Source organism: Novosphingobium meiothermophilum, assembly GCF_003171715.1.
GTDB lineage: Bacteria > Pseudomonadota > Alphaproteobacteria > Sphingomonadales > Sphingomonadaceae > Novosphingobium > Novosphingobium meiothermophilum.
Map to the genome: position 1 here is coordinate 147,731 of NZ_QGHL01000004.1, position 13,374 is coordinate 161,104.

Here is a 13,374-nt window from a genome sequence, read left to right on the forward strand (position 1 = left end):
GCCTCAGTCTCCAACGGATTCGCCAGCCGATGCCGTGCGCATGGCCATGCCGGATGAGGAGGATGCGTCGGCCGCAGTGGCGGGCGGTGCGGCAGCGCCTGCATGGTCGGGCTCGTTTGATGGCCGGATGGCGTCGTTCGGCGCGCTGGGCGGACCGCCGCTTCTCTCCGTCACTTGCCGGGAAGGCGTGCTCATCATTACCCGCCATGCCGCGGCTCCGGTTGGAGCGCAGGCGCTGTTCGCGCTGGTAGGCAGCGAAGGGATCATGCGCCTGCCGGTGGATGCCACATCGGTTCCGGGCCATCGCGGCTATCTTTGGCAAGGGATGATTGCAGCCGATGATCCGCGCACAAAGGTGCTGGGCGGGGCCTACACGGGCACGCTGCCAGGTGCCGGAATGATCAAGGTTCCGACAGGAAACCCGGTGCGCGAAGTTCTGGCGCGATGCCGTGCTGCCGGGCATGCTCCACCGCCCCAGCCAGCAGGATCGGACAGCGCTGCCGAATGAAGGCGGCGCTTCAGATCTTGCCGAACTTCGCCTCGTAAGCGGCCGTATCACCGGCTGCGAGCAACCTTGCCTGCTCCACCCAGTTATCGCGCATTGCCCGTCCGGCGAAGGCGCCAAGCTGCGCATCGATCCGGGCCATGTCCTCATCGGTCCACGCGGCGATCTGGGCAAAGCTGGTGACACCCAGCGAGGCGAGAAGCGCCTTCAGCTTTGGACCGATGCCCTTGATCCTGCCCAGATCATCAACCGGGCCGGCTTCGGGCTTGGCTGCCTGTGCTTCCTGCTCTGCGGTCTTGAGCGGCTCTGCCTGCGTTGCGGGAACCTGCGGAGCCTCTGCCGGAACGGGCACCGCCGGGGGAGCCGCCATCATTGCAGCGCTGGGCGCATCGATCAGCGCGGTATTGCGCGCTGCCTTTTCGGCGCCTTCGGAAAGAACGTCAGTATATTCGCGCGATCGGGGCGTCGGTTTGGTCCGGCCCCAGAACCACCAGACAAGAAATACCACCACAAGCACGATGCCCGCCAGCAATGCCTGGTTGGCTTCGAACTGCTCCAGCATGAAAATACCCCCTGAAAACGCTCAAAACCCGAATGCGGGTCCACAACCCGCAAAGGGTCAACCCCGGATCAGTTCGCCTGCTGTTTGCGAAACAGCACGCGATCATCAGGCCCGAACGAGCGGACCCACAGCATGTAACAGTAAATAGCGAGAATCGCCGGGATTCCAAATGCCAGTTCGGCCCATTCGGGCAACCATTTCACCGCAATTCCCAGGGCCACGGCAGGCACGACCGCCCAGCCCAGACGCCAGCGCCAGTTGCTGATACGGTGGCCAAGGATGCGCGCCAGCAGCCGCGCCTTGACCGAGGATGCCAACGCCAGAGAAAGCGCCAGCGCCAGCGATGCGGCGGCGGCCACATACATCGGCCCCCACCCCGCGCGCCGGGCAAGCAGGATCAGCCCGAAGGTCAGCACGGCCTGCACGGTGATCGTGACAAGGCTCATCCAGAGGTTGCGCATTCTGGCCAGGTAAACGAGCGCCGCCTCGCTCACCACGGCCTTGGATGCCACGACCTCGGCCAGCAGGAGGAACACCAGCGCCGCTGTTCCCGATACGAAAGCCGGTCCGCCAAGGCCCATCAGCCCCTCGCCGGGGATGCCCAGGGCCAGTGCAATGCCGATCTGCGCCGCGCCGATCCAGAAGCCCACCTGGCAGACCTGCTTGGCAATCGCGGCGTAATCGCGGTCCTTGATGCTGCGGGTTATCACCGGTCCCAGCACCGGTTCGAAGCTGGTCTTCAGCTTCTGCGGCAGCGAGGCGATCTGCTGGGCGAAGTAATAGATGCCCACCGTCGCCTCGCCCACGAAGAAGCGCAGGATGAACACGTCAAGCTTGCGTGTGCCCCATTCCACGGCATCGGCTCCGGCCAGCGGAATGTTGCGCCGCGCAATCTGCCACAACAGAACGGGATGCGGCTTCCACCCGCGCGGCAGACCATAGGTGCGCACCAGCACGAACAGGGCAACGCCCGTTGCCGCCCAGACCGAAGCAAGATAGGCCAGGCTCAGGCCCGATGCCGGCCACAGGAAGAAGAACGCGCCCGCCGCAATGGAGATCGTCCAGGGTTCCACCACTGAACGTGCTCGCACCGTGGTTGCCACATCGAAGCGATAGGCCAGCGCCGCCAGCGCCAGATCGCCCAGCGCCAGCCCCGGTATCGCAAGCACCAGCAGCAGATCGGCAAAAGTGAAATTGCCCGCCGGATACATCGACTGCGGGAAGGCATAGATCAGCGCGGCCATGCCCAGCGCCAGACCCAGCGCCAGCAGCACTGCATCGCCCACCACATTGGCAGGATGCTCTTCGCCTTCGGCCAGCCGCTGCGCCAGTCCGCGCTTCTGGCCCAGCGTTGCCAGCATTCCGGCGAATTCCACCATGACCAGCGCCGAGGCGAACCGGCCCATGGCCGCTGCGCCATAAAGACGGCTGGCGATGAACAGGAACGGGATGCGCGCCACAAGGCGCAGGATGAAGCCAAGGAAATTGGTGCGCCCGCCCTTGGCCAGCGCCGCAATGTCCTTTTGCGAGGTGCGCTGACTGTCAGGCAAGCGCGCCGTCCATCTGCGCCTCGGCCCTCAATGGGCGCGCAAGCAGACCCGCCACCACATCGCGTGCCGGTGCCGAACCTTCCAGCAGCGTCACCACCGCTTCGACGATCGGCATCGAAATCCCGCGCGAGCGTGCGATTCCGGCCAGAACCGGGGCGGTAAAGGCACCTTCGGCCACAGAGCTTCTTGCCCCCAGCACATCGCTTGCCCGCGCGCCTTCGCCAAGAGCCTTGCCCAGCGAGAAATTGCGGCTTGAGGTGGACGAGCACGTCAGCACCAGATCGCCCAGCCCCGAAAGGCCCGCCAGCGTCTCTGCCCGCGCGCCAAGCGCCAGACCGAAACGCTGCATCTCGGCAAACCCGCGACTTATCAGCGCCGCCCGCGCATTCTGCCCCAGCCGCAGCCCGTCAACCACGCCGCATGCAATCGCGAGCACGTTCTTCACCGCGCCGCCGATTTCGGCCCCGGTCAGATCGTCCGAATAATAGGGGCGGAAAGTGGGCCGCGCGATGGCCGCCGAAAGCCGTTGCCACTGCGTCTCCCCGCCCTCGCAGGCCAGTGTCACCGCCGTGGGCAGACCGGCAGCCACCTCGTGCGCGAAGGTCGGCCCTGAAAGCACGGCAAGGCTTGCGCGCGGGGCGGCATCACGCGCCACCTCGGCCATAAGACGGCCGCTGCCTGCCTCGATTCCCTTTGAACAGAGCACGACATCGCCTTGAACCGATCCGATTTCGCCCAGAACCCGCGCCAGAAACTGTGCCGGCGTCACCAGCAGAAGCACCGGCAGACCGGCCATTTCGGCAAGGTCGTCCGTTGCCCGGATACCCTCAGCAAGCTGTGCGGAAGGCAGGTACAGGCTGTTGGTGCGGCGGACGTTGATCTCTTCCACCACTTCGGCCTCGCGCGCCCACAGCTGCACCGCGCGGCCATCGCTTGCCAGCATCTGCGCCAGCGCCGTGCCCCATGCGCCCGCACCGATCACGCCTATTCCAGCGCTCATGCCTTCACTCCCGCACCGCGCACCGGCGCGGCATTGGCATCAAGCGGCCAGCGCGGCCGCGCCGCCACATCCAGCGGATCGGTGTATCCCAGAGCAAAGCGCTCTGCGCCAGCCCATCCGATCATCGCGGCATTGTCTGTGCACAGTTTCGGCGGCGGTGCAATCAGCGGCAGGCCATACGCGGCCGCCAATGCCTCAAGCGCGCCGCGCAGTGCCGCATTGGCCGCCACCCCGCCCGCCACGACCAGCGCAGTCATCTGCGGAGCCGCAGCCGCCAGCGCCGCCCGCGTGCGATCAACCACGCAATCGAGCGCGGCCTGCTGGAACGAGGCGGCAATATCGGCATCGGCATGAATGCCCGCCTGCCTTGCCCGCATTACAGCGCTTTTCAGCCCGGCAAACGAAAAGTGCGGTTCAGAACTGCCGACCAGCGGCCGCGGCAGGGGCACGGCGCGCGGATCGCCCTCGCGGGCAAGACGTTCAACCGCAGGGCCGCCCGGATAGCCAAGACCCAGAATCTTCGCGGTCTTGTCGAAAGCTTCGCCAAGGGCATCGTCAATGGTCGTGGCCAAGCGGCGATACCGGCCGACGCCCGCCACCTCAAGAATCTGGCAGTGCCCGCCGGAAACCAGCAGCAGCAGATAGGGATAATGCAGCGATGGATCGGCCAGGCGCGGCGATAGCGCGTGACCTTCGAGATGGTTGACCGCCACCAGCGGCTTGTCCGCCGCCATGGCCAGTGCCTTGGCCGTCACCAGCCCAACCATGACCCCGCCGATCAGGCCCGGTCCGGCGGTCGCAGCAATGGCATCTACCTTGTCCAGTCCGATGCCCGCATCGGCCAGAACGCCCTCGATCATCGGCGCCAGCACTTCAACATGCGCGCGCGCAGCAATTTCAGGCACCACGCCGCCATAAGGTCGGTGCGCCTCGTCCTGCGAGGCGATGCGCTGCGCAACGATTCGTGCGGCAAGGTCTGCGCCATTGCCGTCAATCACCGCGGCTGCGGTTTCATCGCAACTGGATTCTATGCCAAGGATCAGCGCCATCAGGCGCTTCCCTCTAGTGATAATCCCGGTTACGGCAAGCAGAGCATGAACAACGCCTTGTCCGAAAGCCGCCCTGCGGCTCGTCCAGACCGTCCGCTTCGCCTCGGCACGCGCAATTCCCCGCTCGCCATGGCGCAGGCTTTGGAAACGCGCGCGCGCCTGTGCGCCGCCCATGGCTGGGACGAAACCACGATCGAACTGGTCCCCGTGACTGCCAGCGGCGACAAGGTGCTTGACCGTCCGCTTGCCGAGATCGGCGGCAAGGCGCTCTGGACCAAGGAACTGGACGCGTGGCTTGCCGAAGGCGATATCGATTTCTCCGTCCATTCGATGAAGGATGTCGAGACCCTGCGTCCCGATCCGTTCTGCATTGCCGCCATCCTGCCGCGCGCCGACGTGCGCGATGTGCTTGTCGGGGCCGCGTCGATTGCGGCCATTCCAAAGGGCGCAAGGGTTGGCACCAGCGCGCCGCGCCGCGCCGCACAGATGCTCCACATGCGGCCCGATCTTCGCATCGTGGGCTTTCGCGGCAATGTTGCCACGCGACTGGGCAAGCTGGCCGCGGGCGAGGCCGACGTGACGCTGCTGGCCGCAGCCGGGCTTGAACGCCTCCATCAGAGCGCGGTCGGAACGCCACTGGCGGCTGACCAATGGCTCCCGGCACCGGCCCAGGGCGCGATTGGCGTGGAATGCCTTGCAGCCAATGAGGCGGTGCGCGCATGGCTGGGTGCGATCGACCATTCCGAAACGCGCCATGCCGTGATGGCCGAACGTGCCCTGCTCAAGGCGCTGGGCGGCAATTGCCACAGCCCGATCGCCGCGCTGACCACGCATGACGCAGGCCTCCTTACCCTGCGCGCCGCCATTTTCAGCCCTGATGGTGCAGAGCGCGTCGAGGCTGCCGAAACCTTTGCCCCGGCCGATGAACAAGGCCCCCGACGCCTTGCCGCACATCTGCTGACGCAGGCAGGCGAGGCAATTCGCGTCCACTTTTCCGGCGAATGAGCAAGCCCGGCAACGATCTGCCCGTCCTTGTCATCCGTCCGGAACCGGGCAATGCGGCGACCTGCCGCGCCGCCCGCGAACGAGGGCTTGATGCCCGCAGCTTTCCCCTCTTCAGCGTTGAACCGCTGGCATGGGCTGCACCCGCAGCCCGTTTCGACCGCATTCTCGCAGGAAGTGCCAATGTCTTCCGGCATGGCGGCGCATCGCTCGCAACCCTCACCCATGTCCCGGTAATCGCCGTGGGCGAGGCGACTGCGCAGGCCGCGCGCGAGGCAGGCTTTGCCGTCGCCCGCACTGGAGAGGGCGGTTTGCAGCCCGTTGTCGCCACGCTGCCGCCGGGCGATTACCTCCGAATCGCGGGTGCCGATCATATCGTGCTCGATCCGCCTGCCGGTGTGCGAATCGCCACGGTTATTGCCTATGCCGCGCAGCGCAGGCCGCTTCCCGATGCGGCAATTGCCGTGCTGGCACGCGGCGCAGTCGTCCTTCTGCATTCAGGAGAAGCGGCACGACACTTTGCCGACGAGTGCGAAAGATCCTGTATTTCAAGGCAGAATGTCCAGCTTGCCTGCCTCGCCCCGCGCATTGCCGAAATGGCAGGAGCCGGCTGGAAGGCCGTCGCCGTCGCTCGTGCCAGAACGGACGCCGAATTGCTGGAACTGGCAGCGCGAATGTGCCAGACAGTGTGACTTCGGGGCGACAGGACAAGCGAAAACGGATGCAGGATCTCGGCTACAGTCCGCGAATGGCACCAGAGCGGAGCGGCCTTGGCGGTCGGACGGTTGCGGCACTGGTGGCAGGATGCCTGCTGCTTGGCGCCACGGGCGCGGCATGGCTTGGCTGGCGCAATGGCATGTTCGATATTGAACTGGGCACGTCGGGCGTGCCCCATCTCGTCAGCTCACCCGTAACGCCGCCTTCACCAAGCGCATCTGCCGCGCAGGCCCTAGCCGACAAGGCGCAGGTCGATGCGCAGATTACTGCGGCCACCGCTCGCCTCGCCGCGCTTGAGCAGCGTCTGGCGGAACTCAACCAGCAGGCGCTGGCCGCATCGGGCAACGCCACTCATGCCGAAGCGCTGCTGCTGGCATTTGCCGCACGCCGCGCAGTGGAACGCGGCCAGCCGCTTGGCTGGATCGAAGCGCAATTGCGGGCGCGGTTCGGCGAACTGCAAGGCGCAGCGGTTGACCGCGTGATTGCGGCCGCCGCCAACCCGGTGACTTTGCCGCAACTGTCCGAGGAATTCGAAGCCCTCGCCCCGGCTATGATCGGCAGTGGCGATGACGAAGGCATCTGGTCTTCGTTCAAACGCGAGATTTCCGACCTTTTCGTGATCCGCCATGCCGGATCGCCCTCACCCGCGCCGGAAAGCCGCCTTGCGCGCGCCCGCGCATTTCTGGCTGGAGGCAAGATCGAGGCAACGATTGCCGAGGTCGAGAAAATGCCGGGCAGCGCGCAGGCAAGCACATGGGTGGCCCGCGCGCGCGACTATCTGGCTGCGCAGCGCGCGCTTGACCAGCTTGAGGCCGCGGCATTGATGGGCGCGCGTCCCGTCACCCCGCCCAAGGCCGAAGACCCGACGCAGCGGACACCCGGCAGCCTTGCGCCCGGCGCGGCCGAAAGTTTCTGATCACGCTTTGCGTGCATCGTGCCCGCACCCGGATTGCTCAGGCATGCTTATCTGGGGCTTGCGCACCTTAATGGATCGGTTAAACGCCTGAGCGCCCGGAGGCAAGAGCCGCAAGCCGGGTGGCAAGGGAGAAGATCATGGACAAGCCGCGCTATTCGCTGGAAGGCCGCATCGCACTCATAACCGGGGCGTCTTCGGGTCTCGGCGCGCGCTTTGCCCGGCTCTATGCCGCCGCCGGGGCTGCGGTTGTGATCGGTGCGCGCCGGATGGAACGCATTGCCGCGCTGGCCGAAGAGATCAATGCCGGTGGAGGCAGGGCGGTGGCCGTGCCGCTCGACGTGACCGACGAAGCATCGATCATTCGCGCTTTCGACGCGGCCGAAGCAGGAATCGGGGTGCCGGATATCGTGGTGGCCAATGCGGGCATTGTCGAACCGGGCCGATCGATCGATCTGCCCGCCGATGCCATGCGCCGCGTGGTCGATACCAATTTCAACGGTGTCTATCTGACCGCGCGCGAGGGGGCGCGGCGCATGATCGCAGCCGGTTCGAAGCAGACCGAGCGGGGCCGGATCATCCTGACAGGTTCGATCACCGCGCAGATGACTGCCACGGGGGATGCCGCCTATGCGGCCACGAAGCTTGCCGTGCAGCATCTGGGTCGGCAGTTTGCGCGCGAGTGGGCGCGGCAGGGGATAAACGTCAACGTGATCCAGCCCGGCTACATCCGCACCGAAATCGATGGCGAATGGTTCGATACCGAAGGCGGCAAGGCGCAGATCGCCTCATGGCCCAGAAAGCGACTGACCGAGATCGACGCGCTGGACGACATGATGCTGTTCTTTGCCTCGGACGCCTCGCGTCAGGTGACGGGAACCTTCATCTCCATCGACGACGGGCAATCGCTTTAGACCCGCATCACTGGCCGGGCAGCGCCGCCAGCATGTCCGGCGTCAGCACTTGCGGCAACTGGCGCGGCTGCCCGCCGCCCGCCGGATACCACAGATAAAGCGGCACCCCGGCAACGCCCTGTTCGGTCAGGAACGCGGTGATCGCCGGATCGCGCCGGGTCCAGTCGCCCACCAGAACCACCACGCCCGCTTTCTCGAATGCCGCCCGCGTGCTTTCGCGCTCGATCGACGTGCTTTCGTTGATCTTGCAGGATAGGCACCAGTCAGCCGTGAAATAGGCGAAGACAGGTCTTCCGCTGGCGCGTGCCTCTGCCAGACCGGCCTGCGAGAATGGCTGGGCAGCATGAAGACCGTCCTGCCCGGCAACTTGTTCCCGCACGAGCCGCGGCGTTGCGACAAAGGCCGCCGCGCAAAGCACCAGCATGGCAGGCATTGTCCACCCCATGACCGCGCGACCCTGCCGCTGCGCCCTTCCCGCATAGGCCAGAACCACCAGCACCGCTGCGGCAAGGGCGATGGCAGCGGCCGCAAAGTCTGCCCCGCCAACCCGCCATGCCAGCCAGCCCAGCGCCAGCGCCGTCAGCCCCATCGGCAACGTCATCCAGCGGCGGAAACGCTCCATCCATGCGCCGGGCCGCGGCAGCAGCCGCCTGAGAGCGGGAACGAAGCCCAGCAGCAGAAATGGCAGCGCCAGCCCCAGTCCCAGCGCGGCAAACACGCCCAGCGCCGCCCATACCGGCAGCACGAGCGCTGCGCCCATGGCAGCAGCCATGAACGGCCCGGTGCAGGGCGTTGCCACGAAGGCCGCCAGCAGCCCGGTTCCGAAAGCACCTGAATGCCCTGCTCCGCGCTCGACCGAAAGGCCGGGCATTTCATAGACCCCGGCAAAGTTTGCGGTGATCGCCACCGCCAGCAGCAGCAACAGCGCGACCACGCCCGGTTCCTGTAACTGGAACGCCCAGCCGACCTGTTCGCCGCCTGCCCGCAAGGCCAGCATCACCCCGCCCAGCGCAAGGCATGCCAGCACGACCCCGGCGGTATAGGCCAGCCCTTCGCCCCGCGCATTGTCGGAATTGCCACGCGCCAGCGCCATGGCCTTGAGGCTGAGTATGGGAAACACGCAAGGCATCACGTTGAGGATCAGCCCGCCCACGAAGGCCCCCAGCACAGCCAGCGCCAGCGTTGCTGCCGAAAAGGCCGGTGCATTGGCTGCGCCAGCCCCGGCCAGTTCCTCGCCGCCTTCGGGAACCGCGCCGGGAGCAGCCGCAAAACGGATCCCGCCTGCATCGCGGCCCATGGCCAGCACGCCCTCTATTCGTGCCGCGTCCCCTGCCGACGCAGCAAGCGGCACTTCGATGACAAGCGTATCGCCATTGCGGAAGAAACGCTGCGGAGCGGCATAATCCACGACCTGCTCGGTAGAGACAAACAGATGCGGCGCAGCCAGAGGTGCTGACGCCGGAAACGGCAGTGCCAGCCTGAGCGCCTTGCCCTGCACCGCAAAGCTCCCGGACCGGTCGAGCGGAGCGGGCAGCGCCGCGCGCCAAGCGGCAAAGCGCGGATCGGTTGGACCGCTTCCTATGGTGACGGCGCCCGCAAGCTCAGCCTGTTCGGGCACGCAGATCATGTCGGTGCAGGCCAGCCACTGCGCCTTCACCCGGATGGGCAGCGTCTCGCCCTGCCTTGCTTCGGCAGGCGCGGTGAAAGGCACGAGCACGGCATAATCGTGCTCGTAAACATGGTTCATCAGCCCCTGTATCAGCAGCGTCTGCGGAACCGGAAACTCCATGGCCCCAACCTGCGCGCCGCCGGGCAGATCCCACTTCAGGGTCAGTCCGTAACCGGCATCGCCGGGATTGGACCAATAACCATGCCACCCCTTTTCGGGCTGCATCAGCAGCGCCAGCGTCACCGTTCTGCCCGGCTGGACCGGTCCCTCGGCAACAAGGCTTGCCCTGACGTGGTTGGGTTCCGCACGCAGCGGAGCGCCAAATGCGATCAGCAGCAACAGTGCCGTCACAAACATCGCTATGCTGCGCAAACTATTGATCCGGGCCGGTTCGGGTCGTGCCATAACGCCAAGCAGGTTCCTTTGGGCGAAAGTCCATGGCGAAAGTCCATCTGGCCCCTTGAACGGGGGCAAGACCGGGGCCATGCACGTCGCTCATGGGCGTCCTAGGGCTGGCCCGCAGCCGAGTCCAGCGCGCTTGCCCATAGGAGTATGTTTGCCGTGATGCGCCTTTCCCGTTTTGCCGCCCCGCTGCTTGCCGCCACACTGATGACGGGCACCATGCCCCTCGCGCCGCTGCACGCAGAACCGGTGGACGCAAGCCAGCCCGTGACTCAGGCCGTGCCGCAAGGTGCACCGCGTCTGATCGTGGCTCTTGCGATCGACCAGTTCTCGTCCGATCTTTTCGCACAGTATCGCCAGCGCTTCACCGGGGGCATAGCGCGCCTTGCGCAGGGCGTGGTGTTCCCTGCCGGATACCAGAGCCATGCCGCAACCGAAACCTGCCCCGGCCATTCCACGATTCTCACTGGAAACCGGCCGGCGCACACCGGCATCATCGCCAATTCGTGGATCGACCAGTCCGTCACGGTCGGCCCCAATGTGGTTTATTGCGCCGAGGATGTGAGCCAGCGAAGCGCCGCATCGCGCGATTATGTGGCATCGCCCGTGCACCTGCTCGTGCCGACACTGGGTGACTGGATGAAGCGCGCGAACCCTGCGGCGCGCAACGTTGCCGTTTCGGGCAAGGATCGCGGCGCGCTGATGATGGGCGGACACGACATCGATCAGGTTTACTGGTGGAAGGGCAAGGGCTTTGTCACGCTGGCCGGACGCGAACCCGGCGCCAGCGCGAAGGTCCAGAACGCCGAGATCACCAAAGTCCTCGACAAGGGCGCGCCGGCGCTTGCGCTTCCGGATGGCTGCCGCCGGGCGGACCGTCCGATCAGGGCGGGTGAACTGACCGTCGGCACGGGGCGCTTCGCGCTCAAGGCCGGGGATGGCAATGGCTTTCGCAATTCGCCGCGGCTTGACCGCGCCACGCTTGATCTGGCGATGAAGCTGGTGGACGAGGAAAAGCTGGGCCGGGACGAAGTTCCCGATGTCCTGTCTGTGAGCCTTTCGGCCACGGACTATATCGGCCACGGCACCGGCACCGAAGGCACGGAAATGTGCATCCAGATGGCGCAGCTCGATGCCGCGCTGGCCGATTTCTTCGCCGGTCTCGACAAGCGCGGGCTGGATTATGTGGTGATGCTCACCGCCGATCATGGCGGCTTCGACCTTCCCGAACGCCTGCAGGAACAGGCGCTCGATCGTGCCGCGCGGGTGACGCCGACCGTTTCTGCCGCCGCCCTTTCGGCAAAGCTGGCCGAACGCCACGGCCTTGCGGCCAGGGATCTGGTCCTGTCCGACGGGCCTTCAGGCGACTACTGGCTGCGCCGCGATCTGGCCCCTGGTATCAAGGGACGCCTGCTGACCGATGCCAAGGCCCTGCTCGAAGCCGATCCGCAAGTGGAGGTTGTCCTGACCGCAGCAGAAATCGCCGCCACGCCCATGCCAAAGGGATCTCCGGAGACATGGACCCTCGCCGAGCGCGCGCGCGCGTCCTACAACCCGCTGCATTCGGGCGATTTCGTCGTGTTTCTCAAGCGCGGCGTGGTGCCGATCCCCACACCGGCACCCGGTTATGTTGCAACCCACGGCAGCCCGTGGGACTATGACCGACGCGTGCCGATGCTGTTCTGGCGCAAGGGCATGACCGGTTTCGAACAGCCCAGCGCAGTGGAAACGGTGGACATTGCCCCCACGCTTGCGGCATTGATCGGTCTCAAGATCCCCCAAGGTGCATTTGACGGGCGCTGCCTCGATCTGGATGCTGGCCCCGGCGACACGTGTGGAGCGATCAGGTGAACGAATCAGGACAAGGTGCAGATCAGGCAGAGGTGGTGATCCTCGGCGGGGGCCTCGTCGGGATGACGCTGGCCATCGGCCTCGCCAGAGCCGGGATCACCAGCCACGTGGTCGACAATTCCGATCCCGCCGCACAGACCGCCGAAGGTTTCGACGGGCGGGCATCGGCCATCTCCACGGCAAGCTGGAACCTCTACACCAACCTCGGCATGGCCGACGAACTGGCCGACAAGGGCTGTCCGATCGACGCGATTGCCGTGACCGATGGCATGAAGCCGGGGCGGATCGATTTCCGGCCAGCGGAAGGCGAAGGCTCGCTTGGCCGCATGTATGCCAACCGCGATCTGCGCATTGCCATGTATGCCGCCGCCGCGCGCGAAGAGGCCATACGCTTCCATCCTAACAGCCACGTCGTCGCGCGTGAGCGCGGCAAGCACGGCGTTTCTGTCACGCTGCGCGATGGCCGCGTGCTCAAGGGTCGGCTGCTGGTGGCCGCTGAAGGCCGCAAGTCTCCCACGCGCGATGAGGCCGGTTTCACCCCGGCAAAGTGGGAATATGGCCACCGCGCCATCATCACCGGCCTGCGCCATGAAAAGCCGCATGAGAACGTGGCGTGGGAAGTCTTCTATCCGGCAGGCCCGTTCGCGCTGCTGCCCCTGCTTGACGATGCCGATGGCGGGCATCGTTCGGCGCTGGTCTGGACCGTGGCCGAAAAGGATGCCGCCGCTGTTCTTGCGATGCCCGATGCCATGTTCCTTGGCGAAGTGGCGCGCCGGATGCACGGCATCTTCGGCAGGATCGAACTCAACAGCCCGCGTTCGTCCTATCCGCTCAACTTCCATCACACCGTGCGCGTGGTGGAAGACCGGCTGGCGCTGGTGGGGGATGCCGCCCACGGAATGCACCCCATTGCAGGGCAGGGCCTGAACCTTGGCCTGCGCGATGTGGCCGCGCTCGTCGAAGTGCTGGCCGATGGCGTGCGGCTTGGCATGGACGTGGGCGATGCCCAGCTTCTTGCCCGCTACGAACGCTGGCGCGCCGTCGATACCTTCATGGTTGCCACCGCCACCGATGTGCTGACGCGCCTGTTCGGCATTCCTGGCAAGCTGCCTTCGGCGGTGCGCCGCCTCGGCATGGCCGGGGTGCAGCGCTTCTCCCCGCTGAAACGCTGGTTCATGGACGAAGCGCGCGGAATGAGCGGCAACCTGCCCAGGCTGCTGCGCGCAGCCTGAAGCAGGAG

Annotated in this window: 12 protein-coding genes; 7 read left to right on the top strand and 5 right to left on the bottom strand. The window is 66.1% G+C overall.

The annotated features are described in order from the left end of the window. Nucleotides 1-40: 40 nt before the first annotated feature. A complete protein-coding gene (locus DKM43_RS01085; protein ID WP_109796633.1) occupies nucleotides 41-508 on the top strand; it encodes a hypothetical protein in 468 nt (155 codons plus the stop codon). Between the two features lie 10 nt (nucleotides 509-518). Here DKM43_RS01085 and DKM43_RS01090 read toward each other — a convergent pair whose 3' ends face one another. The 4 genes from DKM43_RS01090 to tsaD form a co-directional block, all read right to left on the bottom strand. Beyond that, nucleotides 519-1,067: a hypothetical protein gene (locus DKM43_RS01090; protein WP_109796634.1), complete on the bottom strand. Its 549-nt coding sequence runs from the start codon at nucleotides 1,065-1,067 to the stop codon at nucleotides 519-521. A gap of 68 nt (nucleotides 1,068-1,135) precedes the next feature. Continuing rightward, nucleotides 1,136-2,617, bottom strand: a complete 1,482-nt coding sequence (locus tag DKM43_RS01095; protein WP_109796635.1) for a lipopolysaccharide biosynthesis protein — start codon at nucleotides 2,615-2,617, stop codon at nucleotides 1,136-1,138. After that, the gene (locus DKM43_RS01100) at nucleotides 2,610-3,617 is read right to left on the bottom strand and encodes an NAD(P)H-dependent glycerol-3-phosphate dehydrogenase (protein WP_109796636.1); all 1,008 of its coding nucleotides are present in this window, start codon (nucleotides 3,615-3,617) and stop codon (nucleotides 2,610-2,612) included. The genes DKM43_RS01095 and DKM43_RS01100 overlap by 8 nt, the downstream gene beginning before the upstream one ends. Next, a complete protein-coding gene (gene tsaD / locus DKM43_RS01105) occupies nucleotides 3,614-4,666 on the bottom strand; it encodes a tRNA (adenosine(37)-N6)-threonylcarbamoyltransferase complex transferase subunit TsaD (protein ID WP_109796637.1) in 1,053 nt (350 codons plus the stop codon). Before tsaD ends, DKM43_RS01100 begins: the two co-directional genes overlap by 4 nt. Nucleotides 4,667-4,711: 45 nt before the next feature. Here tsaD and hemC point away from each other — a divergent pair, with 45 nt between their 5' ends. The 4 genes from hemC (at nucleotide 4,712) to DKM43_RS01125 (ending at nucleotide 8,212) form a co-directional block, all read left to right on the top strand. Further along, the gene (hemC, locus tag DKM43_RS01110; protein WP_109796638.1) at nucleotides 4,712-5,671 is read left to right on the top strand and encodes a hydroxymethylbilane synthase; all 960 of its coding nucleotides are present in this window, start codon (nucleotides 4,712-4,714) and stop codon (nucleotides 5,669-5,671) included. Next, nucleotides 5,668-6,360, top strand: a complete 693-nt coding sequence (locus DKM43_RS01115) for a uroporphyrinogen-III synthase (RefSeq protein ID WP_109796639.1) — start codon at nucleotides 5,668-5,670, stop codon at nucleotides 6,358-6,360. Before hemC ends, DKM43_RS01115 begins: the two co-directional genes overlap by 4 nt. Before the next feature lie 56 nt (nucleotides 6,361-6,416). Then, on the top strand, nucleotides 6,417-7,301 hold the full coding sequence (locus tag DKM43_RS01120) for an MICOS complex subunit MIC60 (protein ID WP_236632319.1): 885 nt from the start codon (nucleotides 6,417-6,419) through the stop codon (nucleotides 7,299-7,301). A 137-nt stretch (nucleotides 7,302-7,438) separates the two neighbouring features. Next, nucleotides 7,439-8,212, top strand: coding sequence for an SDR family NAD(P)-dependent oxidoreductase (locus DKM43_RS01125; protein WP_109797021.1), 774 nt, complete (start codon nucleotides 7,439-7,441; stop codon nucleotides 8,210-8,212). Between the two features lie 7 nt (nucleotides 8,213-8,219). Here the strand turns inward: DKM43_RS01125 and DKM43_RS01130 are convergent, their stop codons facing one another. After that, on the bottom strand, nucleotides 8,220-10,238 hold the full coding sequence (locus DKM43_RS01130; RefSeq protein WP_236632320.1) for a protein-disulfide reductase DsbD family protein: 2,019 nt from the start codon (nucleotides 10,236-10,238) through the stop codon (nucleotides 8,220-8,222). A 207-nt stretch (nucleotides 10,239-10,445) separates the two neighbouring features. Between DKM43_RS01130 and DKM43_RS01135 the strand changes: the two genes are divergently transcribed. Both DKM43_RS01135 and DKM43_RS01140 read left to right on the top strand, forming a co-directional pair. Next, nucleotides 10,446-12,134: an alkaline phosphatase family protein gene (locus DKM43_RS01135; protein WP_109797022.1), complete on the top strand. Its 1,689-nt coding sequence runs from the start codon at nucleotides 10,446-10,448 to the stop codon at nucleotides 12,132-12,134. Continuing rightward, complete coding sequence (locus DKM43_RS01140; RefSeq protein WP_269089594.1) at nucleotides 12,131-13,366, top strand: FAD-dependent monooxygenase; 1,236 nt, start codon at nucleotides 12,131-12,133, stop codon at nucleotides 13,364-13,366. The genes DKM43_RS01135 and DKM43_RS01140 overlap by 4 nt, the downstream gene beginning before the upstream one ends. Nucleotides 13,367-13,374 lie beyond the last annotated feature (8 nt).